Below are 20,090 nucleotides of genomic sequence, written 5' to 3' on the forward strand. Positions count from 1 at the left end.
TTTTCCCCCTTTTTACTTCGGACGCTTATAAAATGGTTTTTCTACTACTACAGCTTTCGCCTTTTTATTACGAATAAGAACGTCTACTTCTGTCCCAAGTGCTACATGTGCTACATCGATAAGAACTAGTCCGATGTTACGCTTCGTCGTTGGAATTTGTGTACCTGTTGTCACTTCTCCAACTTTCATCTCGCCAATTACTACATCGTAACCATGACGTGGGATTCCGCGTTCCTGCATTTCAATTGCGACAAGTTTACGCGTTGCGCCTTCTTCTTTTTGCTTTTTTAACACTTCTTTTCCGAAGAAATCACATTCTTTGTTTGTCTTTACCGCAAATCCAATTCCAGCTTCAATTGGTGTAATATCCTTTGATAACTCTTGGCCATATAACGGTAACGTCGATTCAAAGCGAAGTGTATCACGCGCACCTAGTCCACATGGTACTAAGCCTTTGTCTTTACCAGCTTCCAGAATAGTTGCCCATAAGAATGCAGCATCTTTGCTGTCACAATAAATCTCGACACCATCTTCTCCTGTATAGCCCGTGCGAGATACTAATACTTGCTTACCTGCTACGTCAACACCGTCTTTAAATTTGAAATATTTAATATCAATCAAATTTTCAGACGTCAATGTTTGCACGATTTCAAGCGCAAGTGGACCTTGTACCGCAAGTTGCGCAACATCATTTGATATATTTGTAACATGCACATCACCTTCTACATGCGATGCTAACCATGCATAATCTTTTTCAATATTTGAAGCATTGACTACTAATAAATAATGATGGTCAGATTTTTTGTAGATTAATAAATCATCAATAGTACCGCCACCCTCATAACACATTGCACTATATTGTGCCATACCATCGTGTAACAATGAAACATCGTTCGTCATTATTTTTTGTAAGAATGTTAAACTATTTGCTCCCTTTACATCAATTTCACCCATATGAGAAACATCAAACAGACCAGCAGTTCCTCTTACTGCTTCATGCTCTTCTTTAATACTTGAAAATTGAACAGGTAATTCCCAACCACCAAAGTCGATTGTCTTTGCACCTAATTTTTTGTACTCATCGAATAATGGTGTGCGCAATAAAGTAGTCAATCTATACTCCCCCTTTATATATCTGTACATATAAGAGATTACATGTAATGTCTTTTCCTATCAAGAATTTTCTATCATCTCTTATACATATATTTTCCAACAAATTGGATACACTAACAGGCAACGATACGATAGTTGCTGTCACGTTCCATTACTATTCTATCCTAACATTAATTTATGACTTTATCCAATGATAGCAACTTGGCAAAACACGAAAGAAAGGTAGGTGTTATGTCGTGAACGTTCACATTTCATTCGACCGCTCATGGCACGAGAATTTCTTAAAACGAGTAGAAGATGATAGCCCTTGGGCACATTGGGACTTATTCCAATTAGCCTATGAAACCGAAAATCAGCTTGCAGTACCTACATTCGAAGGACTACTAGCGCCTACACACTTATCAGATTTAACACCGCTTCCTCATCAGTTAGAAGTCGCGACGACTGTTATCGAAAAAATGAACGGAAAAGCGATTTTGGCAGATGAAGTAGGTCTTGGCAAAACAATTGAAGCTGGGCTTATCTTAAAAGAATATATGATTCGGAAACTCGTGAAAAAAGTATTAATACTCGTTCCTGCCTCTCTCGTCTCACAATGGGCATACGAACTAAATAAAAAGTTTTATATTCCTGCTGTTCCTCACAAGAAGGGATACGTATGGGAAGAATGCGATGTTGTTGTATCCTCTATCGATACAGCGAAGCGGAATCCACACCGTGACATCATTTTAAATATTAACTATGACTTAATTATCATTGATGAAGCTCATAAATTAAAAAACAATAAGACACGAAACTATGAATTCGTTCAGCTACTAAAGAAGAAATTTTGCCTACTCTTAACTGCCACACCAATTCAAAACAGGGTAGAAGAAATTTTCAACTTAGTATCGCTTCTAAAACCTGGACATCTTGGCAATCAATCGAACTTTGAAGAATACTACAGAGCGAAGAAGCGCTCTGTCCAGAATGAAGATCATTTGAAAGAATTAATTAATAAAGTCATGGTACGAAATCGTCGTGGCGATACAGGTATTGATTGGCCAAAACGACACGTCCATACCGTTTTAGTAGAATTTAACGAGGAAGAACGACAGCTCTATCAATTAATTGAACAATGGAAGAAGTCAAAAGGCCATACACTATCGTCTGCTTTCTCCTTCCTCACATTTCAACGAGAAGCATGTAGTAGTCGAGAAGCCGTTTACTTTTCTATTAAAAAAATGCTTGAGAAGAACGAGGAAAATACAGATGCATTCATTCCGCGTATTATGGAAGCCATTAACGTCATTCCACATAATACAAAAGCACAAAAGGTATTAGAGTTAATTAAAGAAATCGACGACAAAGTCATTATTTTCACAGAATATCGTGCAACACAAATGTTCCTACAATGGTTCTTGCAGCAACACGGCATTACATCTGTACCATTCCGTGGTGGCTTCAAACGCGGAAAGAAAGATTGGATGAAAGAACTATTCCAACACCGCGCACAAGTATTAATTGCAACGGAAGCTGGTGGTGAAGGGATTAACTTACAATTTTGTAGCCGGATGATTAACTACGATCTTCCATGGAATCCGATGCGACTTGAACAACGGATTGGTCGTATTCATCGTCTCGGTCAGAAAGAGGATGTTCATATTTATAACTTAGCGACAAAGCATACAATCGAGGAATATATTTTGAAGCTGCTCTATGAGAAAATTCAATTATTCGAACGTGTCGTAGGAGAGCTTGACGATATTCTCACAAAAATTGATATGAAAAATATTGAAGATTATTTACATGACATTTTCCATCATTCCGCTAGCGAAAGAGAACTCAAAATCAAAATGGATAATTTAACTTCAATTATCGAACTAGCCGCAAAATCAGATGGAGAGGAAGAACACTATGCAACAACATGATATCCACCATTATTTAAATCGATTTTTTACCACGACTGAATGTGATGTGACATCTAACCCGCATGGATTAGATGTCCAACTAACCATGGATATGGATAAGAAACTTATGAATCGCCCGTTCTACTGGCATTACTTAGAGAAAACAGGTGGGACTCCAAATCCAATGAAACTAAGCTTTATCACAAATCCAAACGACGTACCGGATGACATCCAAGGTGAAACAATCCATTATGGCTCCACACGACTTCATCAAATTTTCACTGTCGTGCAAGAACTCGGTGGACATATACGCCTTTTCGAAGAAGCAAGAAACATTACGAACAACACACCACTCCATCCGTGGATTTTGCTGAACATGAAAGTATCGTATCAATGTGACAGAAAGAAAGATATACTTTATTCATTTGGTATACATCTACTTAGCGGTAGAATTATCAAGTCATTTTATGACACATTACACACGCTCTCTTTCTCACCGAAAATACCTGATTTCTGCTTTACACTATCGCCATTTATCAAACCACAAAGCGGTATAAAGCGTATTGAAGATTTACTCACATCCATGTTAGAAAGCGAAGAACACATATGGGCAGACGAAGCCCGCAACAGGTGGGAACACGACTTACAATTATTAGAGAAGTTTTATGAAGGATTAGAGGAACTCCCAGAAAGTTATCATATCGAGAAAAGTGCTTTGAAAGAGCAGTACGAACCGAAGATTCATATATCAGTTATAAATGGTGGATTATTTTATTTAACAGAACCGTCTACGCAAGTTTGTTTAATGAAGGAAGCATGAATAACCATTTTCAAGCTTCCTTCATCAACAAAAAAGAGTTAGCATAGACCATTCTATTTGTCTATGCTAACTCTTTTATTGTACATATACCTCTATGCATCTTTCTTATCCCTATATCGTCTATACATAAGTGACATACCCAGCGGTAATACACCAAACCAACGATTTGCGAAAGCTTCTTTTTCGCTCTTCTTTACTTGGCGCTTTTGTTTACGTACTTCCTTCGGGCTATCAATATATGTGACAAATTGCTGCGTCATGTATTTGACATAATCATTTGTTTTCATTCTTTCACCACCATGAAAAATAGATTATACCTACATTATACCCATGTTTTTTCAATCCATTCTGTTAACTGCTGGACGATTTCTTCCACTGTTTTATCTGTTGTATTAATGATATAGTCTGCTTCTTCATAAAAAGAATGACGACTCTTGTACAATTCATTTATACGATGTACATCTGGTCCTGCGAGTGGACGTGTTGTGTCCTGTTGTAAGCGTGATAGTAGTAACTCCCAGTCACAATGTAAATATACAACATAACCTGAAGTCATCATATACTCCCGATTACACGACTGAATAACCATTCCTCCGCCAGTCGTTATAATTGTATCCTCCTTCGGCAGAAGCTGTAATACTTCACGTTCATAACGACGGAACTGCCCCTCTCCTTCTTCAGCAAAAATATCTTTAATACTTTTTTGTTGTTGCTGCTCAATGTACTGATCTGTATCAATAACATTCATTCCTAACTCTTTACTTAACGCTTGTCCAACTGTTGTTTTTCCAGCTCCCATAAATCCGGTCAAAAATATCGTTCGTTGTTTCTCCATTTCCTACTCCCTCCAATTTGTAATCTTATCCGCCTCTGGATCGTATATATATCGTACAATATATTTCCGCTCGTTAATAGTTCGACATTCCACACGAACACGAAAAGAAGTCTCTATTAACTCTGCTTGTATATGTGCCGTCCCTTCTTGAAACTCCTTCGTATATTCTACTTTCGCACTGTTTTGTTCAACTTGTAACAATTGCTTCGCATCACTAACAGCTTGTTGCATTAAATAATCCAATTCCACTATCTCTTCGCTTTCTTTATAGAACCGTTTCTCTGTTATATACATATTTGCTTGATGAATCACAAAAAGCATAAAAATTGTTACACTTATGACCGTCATTGGTAAAATAAACCCTCGTTCACTTCGTATCAACGAATCATCTCCACTGTCCCCATATGAGTAATGACTCGCTTATATACGTGCTTTGTTGTATCCACCACTTTAATAATAATCCCTTGTTCAATCGGAATGAATCGGATTGTATCAACATGTTGTAACAACACTTCATGCCCCGCTCCGTTTACCCTTCTTCGCAACTTACCATTTTTCTTTTCATACATTATTCGTTCACCTTCTTTTCCTATAAACAACAAATCATTCGTACTCACCGTTACTTTTTGTGAGCCTCGTAACTCCATTTGTGCTTGCTGCAAAAAAATTTCCCATTCAAACATATGTAATCCCTCCTTCTTTTGAAAATCATTGTGAAGCAATTGAATGAACAATGGAAGAAGGGACACAATTACAATTGTAATGGAGAGTGCTAATAATGATTCTAATAAAGTAAAACCTTTAGTATTCACTAATCGTTCTTCCTTTCCTTTTCTTTCTGCCAAGTAAATCTGTCCATTCAATCGATATACTCACTTCATCCCAGGACACAACATACTCCACGCCATTAATGACATCTTTTTCTTCTGTAACTGCTCTGTTTAACATATATTCATGCATTTTCTCTTGTAACAACACATTCGCTGCATGTTGTGCTGTATTATTCTTTCGTTCCACTAAGAGTAACGTAAAAGCTGGTAAAATAAACGCAGTCAACAAAATGACGATACTAAAAGATATCAGTACTTCTAAAAGAGTAAAACCTTTATCTGATTTTCTCATAGTAGACCCTACCTCTTCCGAGTTGAAAAACCACTTTAAAACGACTACCTTTATATCCGACAAATAATGAACCAGCCCTTTCAATATTTCCAGAAGGCTTGAACACGATGGGATTTTGCATTGTCATGACATCAACTTGAATACCATCATCATACGTACGCTTTAAAATCGTTGGACCTGCATACGAACTGCCTCTAATCTCATAATGTCCATCTCGCAGATGCACCTTCATATCTACATAATGGCTCATTGCATATTCTTGTGTATATAATAAATCAATATAAAACTGCTCCATAAAATGATCGATTTTCCTCTTATCATATGCCGTTGAAATATTAACAAATACAAAGCTACTGACAACAGAAACAATAAATAAGACAAGAAGCATTTCTACAAAAGTAAAACCTTTATTATTGTTTACGCTTTGCACCAGAGACGACTCCTTCGCTGGATATCGTAATAGTACTCCCATCTGGACATGTTGATTCTTTTACGTATTTCCCTGTTACTAATTGCTCCATTGATGGAATTTCATTATGTTCTAGTCGGTATGCCTGTACTTGTGCCTCTACCGTTTTTATATACGCCTCACACCCTTTTTTCTCAACCGCATTTTGCTGTGTCAGTACATTTGGTATCATAATAATTAGTAGAACCGCAATAATTAGCATAACAATCATCATTTCAATCAGAGTGAATCCGTTTTCATTCTTCATTTCTTTTCCCCCGCTCATTAAATAGATCCTAATAATTGAAACATTGGGATAAGCATCGCAATGTACACCATGATGACAATAACAGCAATCGACCCATATACAACTGGTTGAATAACTGCCATCCCAGCCTTTAATTTTTGTTCTAACTTCTCTAATAAATACTCACTATAATCTTCTAACTCGATACTTAACGTACCATTTGCTTGTCCGTGTGCAATAATATACGAAATATCTTGTTCATAATACGTTCTATTAGCCATTAACTCAGAGAAATCTCTTCCCTCCTTCAGTAACTCCATTAACTCTTTCGCCTCTTCACGAAAGAATGTATGATGTCGTTGCTTATTCATAATCGCTAACGATTCCGTGACAGACAATCCCCCTTGAAGCAAACTGCTAAATTGGCTGGAAAAGTAATAAGTGTACATGATTCTTACAATTGTTCTTACATATGGAATTAATAATTTGTACTGTACTTGTTGTTTTTGTGGAAGCTTACAAAAGAAATAGTGGTAGTAGAGGAGAAACAAAAGAAGAAAAACAATAAAAATAACAAACATGGAAGGAAATGTACGTAGTAGAAAAAACACAACGACTGTAAAAGATGAGGTAGAAACGTTCATCGTTTCAAATAAGGTTTGAAACTGTGGCAATAAAATCATGTTAAAAAACAGAAGGATAAAAAAGAGAAACGTAACGAGGAAAAGTGGATATCGAGCTATTTTTGACAACTGCGTTTGATACGCTACTTTCTTTTGCAAAATAAGCGCTGCCCTCTTACATGCAAACGATAAATCGCCGTGATTATGCGCATAGAAGAAGTACGCTAATACGTCACGATGAAAGTAAAGCTCCTTTAATACATCGTGTAAAGCTGCTCCTTTCTTTAATTCATCAACACTTTTCATTAGTTGTTGTTGCTCTCTCAGTGACATCTGTAGGTGTAAAAATTCTAACGCTTGTAATAACGAATATCCTTTGCCTAACAAATCACCGAGACGCTGTAAAAAAAGGGCTTGGTCTTTTAGTTTCCATATTTGCTTCTTCATACCATTATCTCACCATCTGTGACATAACCTAACCCGTATGCTTTTCTCAGTAATCGAGGTAACGTCATATACGAATACGTCACTTCTTCTCCTCTTGCTTCTCGAATCACTTGTTTTAAATTATATCCATATAATATTTCATAAACTCCAAGCCTTCTACTATCCCTCGCTTGGCAATACAATGAACATTCCTCTCCGCAATATGGACAAATGACTTTTACCAATCGTTGTGACACAATGCCTACTAACGTTTGCTCGATATCATGCAGAGAAATACCAAGTTCCATCAATCGATAAATAGCGCCCTTTGTATGATGTGTATGTAACGTGGTCAAAACAAGATGACCAGTTAATGATGCTTGGATAGCTATTTTTGCTGTATACTCATCCCGGATTTCTCCAATCATAACGATATCAGGATCATGTCTAAGAATGGCACGTAATCCTGTTTGAAAGTTGATTCCAGCTTTCTCATTTACTTGAACCTGGATAAACGTTTCATTTCGTTGCTCAATTGGATCTTCTAGCGTAATGATATTACACGCTCGTCGTTTTGCTACTTCTTCTAATAAGGAATAAACAGTTGTCGTCTTCCCACAACCCGTTGCTCCTGTTAGAATGAGCAGGCCATGAGAATGATGTAGAAATGAAGATAACGTATGGATACTTCGCGGAAATAAAGAAAGTTTTGTGAGGGGTGTTCGTTTGTTTTGAGGATGTATGCGGAGCACAAGGCTTTCTTCCGAGGCATTTGGTAACGTGGATAACCGAAGTTGAAGAATATCTTCTTGTAGTTGAACTGTTAATGTACCACCTTGTGGCCTACGCTGTTCTCCTATATCCATCGCCGCCAAAAATTTAAAATGTGAGATAAGGCGTCTACATAGTACTTTATCGAGCTTTTTATACAGAAGTAACTCCCCGTCTATTCTGTACTTTACCATTCCTTCATTCGCACCAATAATGAAGTGAATATCACTTGCTCGACGTCGCCATGCTTCGTTCAAAATTAAATCACTCATTTGTTCGATTGTTTCTTCCACTATTACTCTCCTCTCCTTTAATGATGTACTACACCTTTATTCTATCATCGTTTTAAAGAGGAATTTATGAACTTTTTGTTAACATCTTTACAAAAAATAACATACGTCTTTTTTCTATACTATAATAACATTATCACAGTAGAAATTAGGAGAGAGAACATGAAACACACATTAAAAGTGACAAATGTATTATCCGATCCAACTAGATTCCATATCTATCATTATGTTACAAATAAAGGCGATGAAGTAACAGTATGTGAAGTTGCAGAAGAATTCAACATTCACCCAAACGTCGCAAGATTGCACTTAACGAAATTAACAGACGTAAATATGCTCGTATCCGAAACAAAAAAATCTGGAAAAGGTGGCAGACCAGGTAAATTTTATCGCTTATCAGAAGAACTTGTTCAACTGACATTCCCGTACCGTGACTATCATTTACTATCCAAAATCACGTTGCAAGCACTTATGTCACTAGGTGATGCCGGTATTCAAGCTTTGTATGCGACAGGAAAAGAATTCGGCAAAACGCTAATGCAACAAGAGATTGCTTACTATGGATATGCGAAAGAAACATTAACCTTTGAACAAAAGTTCTCTATCTTAAAAAATGCAGCAAAAAGTGCGGGCATTCAATCCGTTTTCCATACAGACGAAAACAATGATATTATCTCCTTTGAATTATGTAATTGTCCGTTCAAAGAGTGTGCCACAGAGCACCCAGGAAATGTGTGCCAGATGCATATATCTCTTTTACGTGGAATTTTCGAAGCTTTATTTGATACTGTTTCACTAATAGAAGGGGACAATATGATAAAAGGATGCAAATCTTGCACATATAAGGCTTTTATATCTCAGGTATAAATATTTACAATAAACGAAAAATTACTATATAATGAAAAAGGGATTGCTATAAGTTCAACAAAAAGGGGGGATACTCATGGATCGTATGTTTCGAGTATTAGGATTTTGGACTGGTATCTTTGCAATCATGTTTTATATAGGGGGGATGTATGATACTGCTCTAGTTTTCCTTGGTCAAACAGGTTTCTTCGTTCTATTGAGTTACTTAAAATTAACAGAACGCATGTATATTTATGTGTTCGGTGCTTATTTAACGGTATTTTTCATTGGATTTACGTATTATACAACTTTCTTCATGACAACTGGTCATTAAGAGCAAAAAAAGGTAGCGATGACGCTACCTTTTTTTCGTTATGATGGCATGTATGTATTAATTGATACATTCATATTTTTCTGTTGAAGCATCACTCGAAAATAAGGACTCATTCCATCTGACATAACAAGTGAACGGATCGCTCTATTTCGTTTACTCGCTTCTGAGAATGGATTTGAGTCATGGTGTTCTTGCAGATACTGCAAAATACCAATACGAAGCAAGAAATCACGCTGATTCCATTCCCCTATATATGTTAATCCAACTCGATTTCCTTCTTCTTTCAGCATATCTATATGAATATGTGTCGTCAAATCCATCTCACCTAGATGTAAAAGCGGATTTGTCACCATTTGATGTTTATAATAGCCACGTAAACTTCCGTCACGATGATACGGTTGTTGCCACTCTTCAAATGTATATCCATAATCAATCGTCATCACAAGACTCTTCGAAATATACCTACTCAATTTCTGAATATATTTCTCCATTAACAACGGAATTTCAAAGCGTTGTCCCTCTTCCAATTCAATATGATACGTATGCAAATAAGCGCTAATTTCTGGATGCTCTAGCTTTTTCGGTATCTCTATGAATTCTTGCTGTTCATTGAATGAAATCATTATTTCATATAGATTCCCATTACGTTTCTCAATCACATGAACAGGAAACGCATCAAACAACTCATTTGAGAAGACAAACCCTTCTATCTCTGTTGATAATTCTTCTAATGAACTATATTGAATAACTTCTTCTCCTAGTCGCTCTCGTTGCAACTGACGATGATGAGGACTCGTTTCAATAATGATATATGTTAGCCTTTCATCCGTTAATCTCTTCCATTCTTGAACAAAATCGAAGGCAAACTTTCCTGTTCCACCTCCAATTTCACATACAACAGGAGGAAGAAGTCCATCCTGCACAACCTTATAAAAGAAACGTGCAATCATTTGGGCAAATACACCCGACACATTACTTGTCGTAATAAAATCCCCAGATGCCCCTATTTTCGTACACTCTTTGTTGTAGTAACCAAGCGTTGGATGATATAACACATGCCCCATATATTCTTCATATGTTATAGCACCTTTCTCCTCTATGATCCCTTGTAGTACCTCTTGTATCTTCATTTATTTACACGTATGGATTATTCATTTTTTCAAAACCAATTGTTGTTTCTGGGCCATGACCATTATAAACAATTGTTTCTTCTGGTAACACGTATAATTTATCTTGAATACTCTCTTGCAACGTGTCAAAGCTTCCACCTGGTAAATCTGTTCGCCCAACTCCACTATAGAAGAGAATATCCCCTGAGAAGATTGCATTTGCTTCTTTCAAGTAATAGGTCACACTTCCTGGTGAATGACCTGGTGTATGAAGCACATCCAATACGAAATCACCAATTGTTAAAGTCATCTCTTCCTTCATCACCTCATCGGCATCTTTCATAACAACAGGAGGTAAACCGAAGAAAGCAGAACCATTATATTTCGGATTCCCCAACCATTCTTGTTCATACTCATGAACATAGACAGGGATATTCCAAGCTTGACGCACATCGTCTACCGCTCCAATATGATCAAAGTGAGCGTGTGTTAATAGGATAGCAAGTGGCTTCAATTCATTCTCTCGTATATATCGATTCACACGTCTTCCTTCGTCACCTGGATCGACAATAATACATTCTTTTTTATCATTGCTTATAATATAGGCATTCGTTTGAATTGGGCCTAATGACATCGTTTTGATTTTCATTTCGTTTCCTCCAACACTTCTTTTTCTTTTATCATACAAAAGAACCGTCTTATTTGCATCCTTCCAACTCGACTTTTTTCTCTAAACTAGATAGAATAGTAGTGAATATCCTATTCTCTAACATACATAGGAGGAAAAAGACAAGGGGGATGTATGATGGGATTAGTTATTATTTTAGCACTTGTTACTGTTCTTAGCTTAGTAGGTACACTTAAAACGCTAAAAGACAAAAACTTCATCGGCGCTGGCTTTGGATTTGCAAGCGTTGTAACATTTGGCTGGTTCGTAATTATGACTGTATTAAACAACGGTTATCCGCCAACACATTAATCACACAAAAAATGCTAGTGAAGTAACTCCTTCACTAGCATTTTTTACATTTATTTCTTAATATCAGCCCACTTATACGAGTAATCTCCGCCAATCATATGCTTTGCAATATCCTTTACATATGGCTTTTGCAAGTAAGATTGACCAAATTGATACACTGGTAAAATAGCTGCATCTTCAAGTAAAATCTTATCTGCCTCTTGCATTGCTTTATAACGAGCAGCAGGATCTGTTAATAGCTCTGATTTCGACTTAGCAATTAAATCATCATACTTAGGATTCGAATACCCCATCTCATTCATACTAGAAGATGAAATGAATAATTCAAGGTATGTCATCGGGTCTGGATAGTCAGGTCCCCAACGGCCTAATGATGCCTCGTATTGCATCGTTTCTTCCAATTTAAGTTTTTGCTTGTATGGCATTTGTTTCAAGTCTACCGTTAATCCTACTAAATTCTTCTCTAATTGTCCTTTCAAATATTCACCAATTTTCTTGTTGTCGCTATCATCATAGTTCATTAATTCAATTTTGACCTCTGATTTCCCTAATTCTTTCTTCGCTTCTTCCCAAAGTGACTTCGCCTTATTAAGATCCATTTTATTCAAGTCACCAACTGTTTCACGGAAGTCTTTACCATCTGGTCCTTTTGAGAAACCTTTTGGAACAAGCCCATATGTAGCTTGTGAACCGTTATTCAAAATTTGACTAGCGATTGCTTCTTTATCAAACGCTAAACTCATTGCCATACGCGCCTTCTGATTTTTCATCACGTCACTTGCTTTTTGATTAAATCGAATGAAATACTGCCTAGCTTCTGATTCTGAATAATATTCTTGTTTCCCTTTATACGAATCTACGAACTCTGCCGAAATGTTCGCACGATCTACTTCATCTGTATTGTATAAATTTACTCCTGCTGCAATATCTTTTACAATTTTGAATTGAATTTCGTCTAACTTAACAGTAGCCTTATCCCAATAGCCATCATTTTTCTTAAATGTAAAGCTCTCCTCATGTTTCCATTCTGATAAAACAAACGGACCATTATAAATTAAGTGCTCTACTTCTAAACCATAGTTTTTCCCTTTTTCCTTTATGAATTTCTCGTTAAGTGGGAAGAACGTCGGGAACGCCATTAACTCTAAGAAATAAGGAATCGGATTCTCTAATTCTACTACTAACGTACGGTCATCTTGTGCTTTAACGCCTAACTGGTCTAATGGGAGCTCTCCTTTATTTACTTTCTCACCATTTTTTACACCAAATAGAATAAACGCATATTCAGATTTTGTAGCAGGATCTACTGCACGTTTCCATGAAAACACAAAATCTTTTGCCATTACAGGCTCACCATTTGACCATTTTGCATCGCGTAGCTTAAATGTATACGTCTTCTTATCATCACTTACTTGCACACTTTCAGCCATACCTTCAACAGGCTTGTTATCCTTATCTAAGCGATATAAACCTTCCATTACGTTGTTAAATACACGGAAGGATACTCCATCTGTTGAAATGGAGGAGTCGAGTGATGGAAGTTCAGACATTTCTAGCAATCGTAATACTTTCTTCCCATCACTTGCTGTTTCTTTCTTTCCAGCCTCTTCTTTGCCACAAGCAGCAATAAACAAACTACAAATAAGCATAAAAACTACTAATTTCATATAATTCCGCTTCATCCTAGTGCCTCCCTTATTGTTAATCGAAGTGCTTATCCAGTATTTTACTAAATTTTTAGAATATTTAAAATATAATTTTGAATATTTTTTATTTTTCTTCTATTTAATTATCAAAATGACGTCTTTAATGCCGTATACATACTCGCTAGTAATATATTTCGACACTCTGCATAAGTAGAGTCAAATGTCGATAAAGGAAGCGGATTGATTCCTTTCCCCACTTCAATCGTAAAACCAGGACGCCCAAATTCTTGAATGAACCAATCTCTATATCCCGCATGACTATCAATGTTTTGGATGGCTTTATATCCACTTACTCGCTCCATTTCCTCTACTATCTCTCCTGCATACGTCGGCTCATAGCCCTCATAGCCCCAATATATTTCTTTCCCTTGACTATGTAAGGCAACTAACATATCAAATTGTTCTCTATATGCTACTTCGGCCATTGCAAGTGCTTCTGGTTCTGATAACGGTTCATCTCCTGGATAATCTCTCGGAGCATATGTTTTCGGAATTTTACGCTCTTTCTCAATATCCCATTTTGCCGGAAACTGATTATTCAAATCTACTCCATTCACATTTGCTTTCCACCATGTAAAGTCATCATCTGCATTGTTAATTGCATGTAATCTATCCATATCTGTTCCGGTTGTAGCACCTTGATTAATGACTAAGTCTACCCCATCAGGATTTACCATCGGTACAATGTGAAGCGTGATATTCTCGTACAAATGCATTGCATCTGTCCCTAGCATCTGTTCATTATTCGTGAGTGCTAACATATATTCATTCACAAACCGCATTAACAGAGAGGACGTCATCCATTCATTTGCATGAAAAGACGCATTCATATGTACTTTCGTTTCCCCATTTCCAATTTGCAGGGCATATAATTCTTTTCCAAGTACACTTTTCCCGATTGAATGGACATCCATAAATGGATATACACGTTTTAATAGCGATATATCCCCTTGTAGTCGCTCATATGTATACGGACCTTTGTAACGAACAAGCGGGGTGAAAATACGAAATAAATCTCCATCTGCTGAAGCTAAGTGACCTGGAATACGTATGTATTCATCGTCATCTTCCTCACAGTTGCTATCTACTAATATACATTCTGGTAAGCCATACATCTGTGCATACTCTAGCCATTCACTCGTCATTGTTATTCCTCCTTTAACATTATTACTAATATGAAAAGAGAAAATAAAAAAGACCTAGCACATAAATAGAAAAGACAACGCTAATCTAACGTTGTCTTTTCTATTTATGCGTTCAATTTCGCTTGTTCTTCTGCAATTCGTTTACGAAGGATTAGTACCGCTGTCTGATAGTCTTTCGTTTCTAGCAAACGCGCTTGATATAATTCTTTCAGTTCATCTCCCATTAAATCTAAGTCCGCAAGGCGATCTCCCGTATAAATAATTGTGCCGTATTTCTTCAGTAATTGTTGAACATCAAATAGTGAATTCACTGTACCTCGTCCTCCTTGCATTATTCCTACTCTCTATTATAGTACAAACAAAAAGAGCGTCAAACGCTCTTTTCATCGATCAGGATCATTCGGATGCAAGACAGTCGGTCGTTGATCTTTCAATGGCATTGGAGAACGTAACAAAATATCTCGTAATGCTCGTGAATTGAATGGAACTAACGGCCATAAATACGGAACTTGATATGATTTCATGCGGATTAAATAGAGCATCCACAGCGTAAATCCAATAACAAAGCCATTTACTCGGAAGAACGCTGTTAACAGCAGTAAAATAATTCGGAACATACGATTTGCTAAGCTAAGCTCGTAACTCGGTGTCGTAAATGTACCTAATGCTGCAACAGATAAATACATCACGACATCAGCCGTATAAAACCCTACATCAACTGCTACCCCACCAACTGCAACAGCTGCAACTAAGCCAAGTGCAGAGCTGAGCGACGAAGGAGTATGAATCGATGCCATACGAAGTACATCAATACCAAGCTCTATCGTAATAAGCTGAACAATTAACGGAACACTTCCAAAGTCCGTTGGAATAAATTGTACTAAATTTGCTGGTAGCAAGTTCGGATTTGTCGCCAGTAAATAAAAAAACGGCAAGAAAAAGATTGAAGAAAAAACAGCTAAGAAACGAACAAAGCGTAGATATGCTCCAACAATTGGTTTATTTCTGTAATCTTCTGCATGTTGCATATGATGCCAAAATGTCGTCGGAGTGATCATGACGCTCGGTGATCCATCGATAATTATTAAGACGTGGCCATCATACAAATGCGAAGCGGCTGTGTCTGGTCTTTCCGTATATCGAACGGACGGATACGGATTCCAGTGGCGTCCTGCAATATATTCTTCAATCGTCTTATCCGCCATCGGTAGTCCATCTACATCAATAAGTTCCAGCGACTTCCTCACCTTATCTATAAGTGCGTCATCTGCAATATCCTCAATATAACAGACACACACATCTGTTTTGGAACGTCTACCAATTTGTAAATAGTTCATAACCAATGTACGATCCCGAACTCTTCTGCGAAGAAGTGCTGTATTAAAAATAATTGTTTCAACAAATCCATCACGTGAACCACGTACAACTCTTTCTAAATCAGGCTCTTCCGGGCCACGTACTGGGTATGTTCGCGCATCAATAAGAATAATTTCTTGTTCGCCTTCAACAACGAGCGCTGTTTGCCCAGCTAATACACTATCAATGATAGTGTCCAAATCATTATTCTTATCAACCTCTACGTAAGGGATATACAAATGAATAAGCTTATGTAACGTATCTTCTTGTAAATCACCTACACGTAACTTCGCTAAATCTTGCATAATGTAGAGCATCATATCATCTTTCACGAAACCGTCTACGAAGAAGAAACTCATTTTCTTTCCTGCGTATTCCATTTCTTTATGAATAACATCAAAACTCTTCGATACCCTCATTTGCTCTTTCAAATAATGAACATTTTCTTCGTATGTACTTGCTAAGCGTGTTTGTTTTTTTTCTTTTGTCATTCCTATCATCCTTTGATTTTCACTTTGTGCATACCTTTATGTTCTTCCATCTCCATATTTTTCATACAACAATAACAAAAAAACGAGGAAATGATTTATTCATTCCTCGTTCCTCTTCATACTTTATAATGGTAGTCGCTTAATCTCTTTTTGTAACGCTTCGTACTCTTTATTACCTTTATCATATTTTAACGCTTTTTCAATATACTCACTCGCTTCTTTCACATTCTTCTCTTCTAAAGAGAGAATGGATAAGTAATAGTAAGCTGGAGCGAAATTTTCTTTCTCACTTACTACATGAAGAAACTGTTCTTTTGCCTTTGTGTAATCTCCTTTTCGTAAGTTCATAAACGCCTCTAAATAGTATGCATCTAACGGTTTCTTCTCATATTTCGAAAGCTTCTCGGACAATTCTTCTGCTTCTTTTTGATTATTATTCGACAATGCTGTTCGTAATTGCTCTGTTAGCTGGATGGCTTCATACTGTCTGCCCTCGTTCTTAAATCCATACACTGAAGTGCCGATGACAAGTGCCACCGTAAGAATAGAAAGAGCTACTCGCATCCCAACATTCTTCTTCTCATTTGGAATTTGCACAATCATAGCAATTAAAAAACCACCAATAAGTCCGCCAATATGTCCTGAGTTATCAATACCTGAAATAGAAGCTCCGATTCCGATGTTTAATCCAATAATCATCATAACATTCATCATGACAGATCTTGACAACACATCTCTGTACTTAATACCAATATACAAGAAAGCACCGAAACATCCAAAAATAGCGCCTGAAGCACCCGCTGCAACCGAATCATTCATCGCAAAACTTAGTAGTACTCCCGTTATTCCAGAGAATAAATAAATACATAAGAAACGGGCATTACCGAATATCCTCTCCACTTGTGCGCCGACGTAATAAAGTGCTAGCGTGTTCATTGCTAAATGGATAAATCCAATATGAAGGACAATTGGTGTCACGAATCGCCACCATTCTCCTTCCACAATAAGCGGATTATATTTCGCACCGTATTTAATCAATGTTTCTGTATTTGTACTGCCTCCATTTAGTTCTAACAGAAGAAACATTAATCCTTGCAATGCAATAAAAAAGTACGTAACAAACGGTTTTCCGTAATTCAGAAGACTATTTCGCTTATTCTCACGCTCTTCTAAATAAGTAGCTAATTCTCTCGCCACTTCTGCTTCTCCTAGTGATAGAAGGTGGCGAAGGTGATCTGTATCCTCATCAGAGAATCCGTACACTTCTTTCGCTTGTTGCACACTATGCTCTACCTCATCTGTCACAATTAATTCATGATGTATCTCTCCAAGTTTCTTATCCTTTTCCGTCAACGCACTTTCCATTACTTCTTTATAATCATCTACCGGCTCCGTAGCCACCATATATGTATTGATACACTGAAGATTGCGTAATGCATTGTCTTTCTTAAACGCATATAGACGCTCATACATATCAAAAATATCGTTCCGTAATACCGCACCAAACTCGATGTTGTCGCGTTTGCACCTAACAATTGTTTGCTTATGTTTCAACCATGCCTCCGATTGGTCAGATGATACATGAATAAGCTCATACCTCTTTCTGAAAACAAGTACAGAGATAACTGACCAAAAGAACGTATTTCGTTGTTCGTTCAATTATATCTCCCCTTCCTTCCACTTCTACAGTGGTCTGTTCCTTTTATTATAGCACAAGATATAACCGTGTTTTAGCTCCGTCTCCTTATCCTCTCCTCCATAAAGAAAGCGACACGTACTCATTTTACTACGAGATACGTGTCGCTTTACCTATCTTATCCTTCTATTTAATCTAGTACAGGTGCCATCGTCTCTTTCAACACTTTAATCGAATGATCCATCTTTGCTTGTTCCTCTGTAGACAAGTTCAGTTCTACTATTTCACGAATACCGTTACGATTAACAACCGCTGGAACACCAATAAAGACGTCTTTATGATTGTATTCGCCATCTAGATAAGCAGCTACCGTTAAAATACTATTTTCATTTTGTAGAATTGCTTTCACTAAACGTAATAAGCCCATTCCAATACCGTAATACGTAGCGCCTTTTCGTTCAATAATATGGTACGCCGCATCACGAACATTCACAAAAATATTTTCTAATTCTTTTTTATTATACTGTTCATGAGCATCCATAAACTTTTCTAACGTCTGTGCCCCAATTGAAGCATGACTCCATACTGGGAACTCCGTATCTCCGTGCTCTCCCATAATATACGCATGGATATTCCTTGCATCTACGTCCAAGTAATCGCTTAACATATAACGCAGGCGAGCTGTATCCAAGATTGTTCCAGAGCCAATAACACGCTCTTTCGGAAGCCCAGAGAATTTCCATGTAACATACGTTAAAATATCGACAGGGTTTGATGCAATCACAAAGATACCATCAAATCCGCTATCCATAATTTCACCAATCATTTTCTTGAAAATCATTGCGTTTTTCTCCACTAAGTCTAAACGCGTTTCACCCGGCTTCTGAGGTGCACCTGCTGTAATAACAACAATATCTGCCTCTTTACAATCTGCATACGTACCTTTCCAAATTTTCGTCGGAGACGGTGCAAATGGAATACCATGGTTTAAATCCATTGCTTCTCCCTCTGCTCTTGCTTCATTTATATCAATTAAGACTAGCTCTTCTGCTACTCCTTGATTTAACATTGCGTAAGCAAAGCTACAACCGACTGCACCAGTGCCTACTAATACTACACGATCAATATCATTTCTCATATTAATTCCGCCTTTCACATCAGTTATGTATGTACACGTTTTATTTTATACCATATACACAGTGAAATACGTAATAACAAAATATAATTTATGTATATTTTGTGAAAAGCAATCTTTTCTATCTAAAATACATATACCTTCTCTTCTGTAACGACTTTCTTCATTTTTTTATCATGTTCATTTATTGGAATATCTTTCACCATCTGACTTTCATACGCTAATGCAAGATGATTACCAGTGAAGATGGATAAATAACGGTCATAATACCCTCCACCGTAACCGAGACGTCGGCCATCTCGTGTGAATGCAACTCCAGGTAAAACAAGTAAGTCAATACTATTCTGTGCATACGCTATCGTTTTCTCCACAATTGGTTCAAATAAATTACTGTAGGACTCCTCTACATCAGCAAATGAAGTAATGCGGTAAAACGTCATTTCCCTCGTTGATGGTTTACATTTTGGAACAACAACTATTTTCCCTTGCTCCCATGCAGCTTCTATTATCGCCCGCGTATTTACTTCGTATGATAAAGAAATGGTAATCCCAATAACATTAGCAGACTGCCACTCAGATTGCTCGAATAATAAAGATGTAATAGCAGTAGATTTCTCCTGATTTTCCTCTTCACTCTGTTTTCTTAATGCTTGCAACATCTCTTTTCGTATTACTCGTTTTTCCCCCATCATCATGTCCCCCTCTTTTTTGCTCCTTCTAGCATACCATTTTTTACATGTACGAAAAATGAGCATAAAAAAAAACAGCA

Annotated in this window: 24 protein-coding genes; 5 read left to right on the forward strand and 19 right to left on the reverse strand. The window is 37.1% G+C overall.

From position 1 onward, the window contains the following. Positions 1-12 precede the first annotated feature (12 nt). A complete protein-coding gene (gcvT, locus tag IEV41_RS12220) occupies positions 13-1,113 on the reverse strand; it encodes a glycine cleavage system aminomethyltransferase GcvT (RefSeq protein WP_188388798.1) in 1,101 nt (366 codons plus the stop codon). 236 nt (positions 1,114-1,349) lie between these two features. Here gcvT and IEV41_RS12225 point away from each other — a divergent pair, with 236 nt between their 5' ends. Together IEV41_RS12225 and IEV41_RS12230 are read left to right on the forward strand one after the other, a co-directional pair. After that, the gene (locus tag IEV41_RS12225; RefSeq protein WP_188388799.1) at positions 1,350-3,023 is read left to right on the forward strand and encodes a DEAD/DEAH box helicase; all 1,674 of its coding nucleotides are present in this window, start codon (positions 1,350-1,352) and stop codon (positions 3,021-3,023) included. Continuing rightward, on the forward strand, positions 3,010-3,822 hold the full coding sequence (locus tag IEV41_RS12230; protein ID WP_188388800.1) for a YqhG family protein: 813 nt from the start codon (positions 3,010-3,012) through the stop codon (positions 3,820-3,822). The genes IEV41_RS12225 and IEV41_RS12230 overlap by 14 nt, the downstream gene beginning before the upstream one ends. Before the next feature lie 92 nt (positions 3,823-3,914). Here IEV41_RS12230 and IEV41_RS12235 read toward each other — a convergent pair whose 3' ends face one another. From IEV41_RS12235 to comGA, 9 genes are read right to left on the reverse strand one after another with little or no spacing between them, the layout of a single operon-like run. Next, the gene (locus IEV41_RS12235) at positions 3,915-4,109 is read right to left on the reverse strand and encodes a YqzE family protein (protein ID WP_188388801.1); all 195 of its coding nucleotides are present in this window, start codon (positions 4,107-4,109) and stop codon (positions 3,915-3,917) included. 35 nt (positions 4,110-4,144) lie between these two features. Further along, the gene (locus IEV41_RS12240; protein WP_188388802.1) at positions 4,145-4,657 is read right to left on the reverse strand and encodes a shikimate kinase; all 513 of its coding nucleotides are present in this window, start codon (positions 4,655-4,657) and stop codon (positions 4,145-4,147) included. Positions 4,658-4,660: 3 nt separating this feature from the next. Then, a complete protein-coding gene (gene comGG / locus IEV41_RS12245; protein WP_188388803.1) occupies positions 4,661-5,038 on the reverse strand; it encodes a competence type IV pilus minor pilin ComGG in 378 nt (125 codons plus the stop codon). Further along, positions 5,035-5,469 carry a competence type IV pilus minor pilin ComGF gene (gene comGF / locus IEV41_RS12250; protein ID WP_188388804.1) on the reverse strand — a complete coding sequence of 145 codons (435 nt, stop codon included), beginning with the start codon at positions 5,467-5,469 and terminating at the stop codon, positions 5,035-5,037. The genes comGG and comGF overlap by 4 nt, the downstream gene beginning before the upstream one ends. After that, the gene (comGE, locus tag IEV41_RS12255) at positions 5,459-5,779 is read right to left on the reverse strand and encodes a competence type IV pilus minor pilin ComGE (RefSeq protein ID WP_188388805.1); all 321 of its coding nucleotides are present in this window, start codon (positions 5,777-5,779) and stop codon (positions 5,459-5,461) included. Before comGE ends, comGF begins: the two co-directional genes overlap by 11 nt. Continuing rightward, a complete protein-coding gene (gene comGD / locus IEV41_RS12260) occupies positions 5,763-6,209 on the reverse strand; it encodes a competence type IV pilus minor pilin ComGD (protein WP_188388806.1) in 447 nt (148 codons plus the stop codon). The genes comGE and comGD overlap by 17 nt, the downstream gene beginning before the upstream one ends. Next, a complete protein-coding gene (comGC, locus tag IEV41_RS12265) occupies positions 6,190-6,495 on the reverse strand; it encodes a competence type IV pilus major pilin ComGC (RefSeq protein ID WP_188388807.1) in 306 nt (101 codons plus the stop codon). Before comGC ends, comGD begins: the two co-directional genes overlap by 20 nt. A 17-nt stretch (positions 6,496-6,512) precedes the next feature. After that, the gene (gene comGB / locus IEV41_RS12270) at positions 6,513-7,544 is read right to left on the reverse strand and encodes a competence type IV pilus assembly protein ComGB (RefSeq protein WP_188388808.1); all 1,032 of its coding nucleotides are present in this window, start codon (positions 7,542-7,544) and stop codon (positions 6,513-6,515) included. Beyond that, the gene (gene comGA / locus IEV41_RS12275; protein ID WP_444544317.1) at positions 7,541-8,587 is read right to left on the reverse strand and encodes a competence type IV pilus ATPase ComGA; all 1,047 of its coding nucleotides are present in this window, start codon (positions 8,585-8,587) and stop codon (positions 7,541-7,543) included. Before comGA ends, comGB begins: the two co-directional genes overlap by 4 nt. 159 nt (positions 8,588-8,746) lie before the next feature. On the opposite strand from comGA, the gene IEV41_RS12280 reads away from it, so the two are divergent. Both IEV41_RS12280 and IEV41_RS12285 read left to right on the forward strand, forming a co-directional pair. Next, positions 8,747-9,451 (forward strand): helix-turn-helix transcriptional regulator, encoded by a 705-nt coding sequence (locus tag IEV41_RS12280; RefSeq protein ID WP_188388809.1) that lies wholly within the window; start codon positions 8,747-8,749, stop codon positions 9,449-9,451. Between the two features lie 76 nt (positions 9,452-9,527). Continuing rightward, positions 9,528-9,764: a DUF2626 domain-containing protein gene (locus IEV41_RS12285; RefSeq protein WP_188388810.1), complete on the forward strand. Its 237-nt coding sequence runs from the start codon at positions 9,528-9,530 to the stop codon at positions 9,762-9,764. A 38-nt stretch (positions 9,765-9,802) separates the two neighbouring features. Here the strand turns inward: IEV41_RS12285 and IEV41_RS12290 are convergent, their stop codons facing one another. After that, a complete protein-coding gene (locus IEV41_RS12290) occupies positions 9,803-10,894 on the reverse strand; it encodes a class I SAM-dependent methyltransferase (protein ID WP_188388811.1) in 1,092 nt (363 codons plus the stop codon). A gap of 4 nt (positions 10,895-10,898) precedes the next feature. Then, positions 10,899-11,522 carry an MBL fold metallo-hydrolase gene (locus tag IEV41_RS12295; protein WP_188388812.1) on the reverse strand — a complete coding sequence of 208 codons (624 nt, stop codon included), beginning with the start codon at positions 11,520-11,522 and terminating at the stop codon, positions 10,899-10,901. A 156-nt stretch (positions 11,523-11,678) separates the two neighbouring features. On the opposite strand from IEV41_RS12295, the gene IEV41_RS12300 reads away from it, so the two are divergent. After that, positions 11,679-11,852: a DUF2759 domain-containing protein gene (locus tag IEV41_RS12300; RefSeq protein WP_188389260.1), complete on the forward strand. Its 174-nt coding sequence runs from the start codon at positions 11,679-11,681 to the stop codon at positions 11,850-11,852. 50 nt (positions 11,853-11,902) lie between these two features. On the opposite strand, the gene IEV41_RS12305 is transcribed toward IEV41_RS12300, so the two are convergent. The 7 genes from IEV41_RS12305 to IEV41_RS12335 form a co-directional block, all read right to left on the reverse strand. Beyond that, positions 11,903-13,534 (reverse strand): peptide ABC transporter substrate-binding protein, encoded by a 1,632-nt coding sequence (locus IEV41_RS12305; protein ID WP_188388813.1) that lies wholly within the window; start codon positions 13,532-13,534, stop codon positions 11,903-11,905. 110 nt (positions 13,535-13,644) lie between these two features. After that, positions 13,645-14,703, reverse strand: coding sequence for a M14 family metallopeptidase (locus IEV41_RS12310; protein WP_188388814.1), 1,059 nt, complete (start codon positions 14,701-14,703; stop codon positions 13,645-13,647). A 104-nt stretch (positions 14,704-14,807) separates the two neighbouring features. Next, positions 14,808-15,014: a YqgQ family protein gene (locus IEV41_RS12315; protein WP_229722234.1), complete on the reverse strand. Its 207-nt coding sequence runs from the start codon at positions 15,012-15,014 to the stop codon at positions 14,808-14,810. 72 nt (positions 15,015-15,086) lie between these two features. Beyond that, positions 15,087-16,550, reverse strand: a complete 1,464-nt coding sequence (locus IEV41_RS12320; RefSeq protein WP_188388816.1) for a spore germination protein — start codon at positions 16,548-16,550, stop codon at positions 15,087-15,089. A 123-nt stretch (positions 16,551-16,673) separates the two neighbouring features. Next, positions 16,674-18,209, reverse strand: a complete 1,536-nt coding sequence (locus IEV41_RS12325; RefSeq protein WP_188388817.1) for a rhomboid family protein — start codon at positions 18,207-18,209, stop codon at positions 16,674-16,676. 167 nt (positions 18,210-18,376) lie between these two features. Then, the gene (locus tag IEV41_RS12330; protein ID WP_188388818.1) at positions 18,377-19,324 is read right to left on the reverse strand and encodes an L-lactate dehydrogenase; all 948 of its coding nucleotides are present in this window, start codon (positions 19,322-19,324) and stop codon (positions 18,377-18,379) included. 122 nt (positions 19,325-19,446) lie between these two features. Continuing rightward, a complete protein-coding gene (locus IEV41_RS12335; RefSeq protein WP_188388819.1) occupies positions 19,447-20,010 on the reverse strand; it encodes a 5-formyltetrahydrofolate cyclo-ligase in 564 nt (187 codons plus the stop codon). Positions 20,011-20,090 lie beyond the last annotated feature (80 nt).

The organism is Priestia taiwanensis, assembly GCF_014638355.1.
Classification (GTDB): Bacteria; Bacillota; Bacilli; order Bacillales; family Bacillaceae_G; genus Priestia_D; species Priestia_D taiwanensis.

What these genes read in the sequence shown, in the direction of transcription:
- IEV41_RS12290 (WP_188388811.1), bottom strand. Translation starts at nt 10,894, where the DNA reads ATGAAGATACAAGAGGTACTACAAGGGATCATAGAGGAGAAAGGTGCT.
- IEV41_RS12230 (WP_188388800.1), top strand. Translation starts at nt 3,010, where the DNA reads ATGCAACAACATGATATCCACCATTATTTAAATCGATTTTTTACCACG.
- IEV41_RS12305 (WP_188388813.1), bottom strand. Translation starts at nt 13,534, where the DNA reads ATGAAGCGGAATTATATGAAATTAGTAGTTTTTATGCTTATTTGTAGT.
- comGE (WP_188388805.1), bottom strand. Translation starts at nt 5,779, where the DNA reads ATGAGAAAATCAGATAAAGGTTTTACTCTTTTAGAAGTACTGATATCT.
- IEV41_RS12300 (WP_188389260.1), top strand. Translation starts at nt 11,679, where the DNA reads ATGGGATTAGTTATTATTTTAGCACTTGTTACTGTTCTTAGCTTAGTA.
- IEV41_RS12285 (WP_188388810.1), top strand. Translation starts at nt 9,528, where the DNA reads ATGGATCGTATGTTTCGAGTATTAGGATTTTGGACTGGTATCTTTGCA.
- IEV41_RS12240 (WP_188388802.1), bottom strand. Translation starts at nt 4,657, where the DNA reads ATGGAGAAACAACGAACGATATTTTTGACCGGATTTATGGGAGCTGGA.
- IEV41_RS12235 (WP_188388801.1), bottom strand. Translation starts at nt 4,109, where the DNA reads ATGAAAACAAATGATTATGTCAAATACATGACGCAGCAATTTGTCACA.
- IEV41_RS12295 (WP_188388812.1), bottom strand. Translation starts at nt 11,522, where the DNA reads ATGAAAATCAAAACGATGTCATTAGGCCCAATTCAAACGAATGCCTAT.
- IEV41_RS12280 (WP_188388809.1), top strand. Translation starts at nt 8,747, where the DNA reads ATGAAACACACATTAAAAGTGACAAATGTATTATCCGATCCAACTAGA.
- IEV41_RS12310 (WP_188388814.1), bottom strand. Translation starts at nt 14,703, where the DNA reads ATGACGAGTGAATGGCTAGAGTATGCACAGATGTATGGCTTACCAGAA.
- IEV41_RS12335 (WP_188388819.1), bottom strand. Translation starts at nt 20,010, where the DNA reads ATGGGGGAAAAACGAGTAATACGAAAAGAGATGTTGCAAGCATTAAGA.
- comGC (WP_188388807.1), bottom strand. Translation starts at nt 6,495, where the DNA reads ATGAAGAATGAAAACGGATTCACTCTGATTGAAATGATGATTGTTATG.
- comGB (WP_188388808.1), bottom strand. Translation starts at nt 7,544, where the DNA reads ATGAAGAAGCAAATATGGAAACTAAAAGACCAAGCCCTTTTTTTACAG.
- IEV41_RS12330 (WP_188388818.1), bottom strand. Translation starts at nt 19,324, where the DNA reads ATGAGAAATGATATTGATCGTGTAGTATTAGTAGGCACTGGTGCAGTC.
- IEV41_RS12320 (WP_188388816.1), bottom strand. Translation starts at nt 16,550, where the DNA reads ATGACAAAAGAAAAAAAACAAACACGCTTAGCAAGTACATACGAAGAA.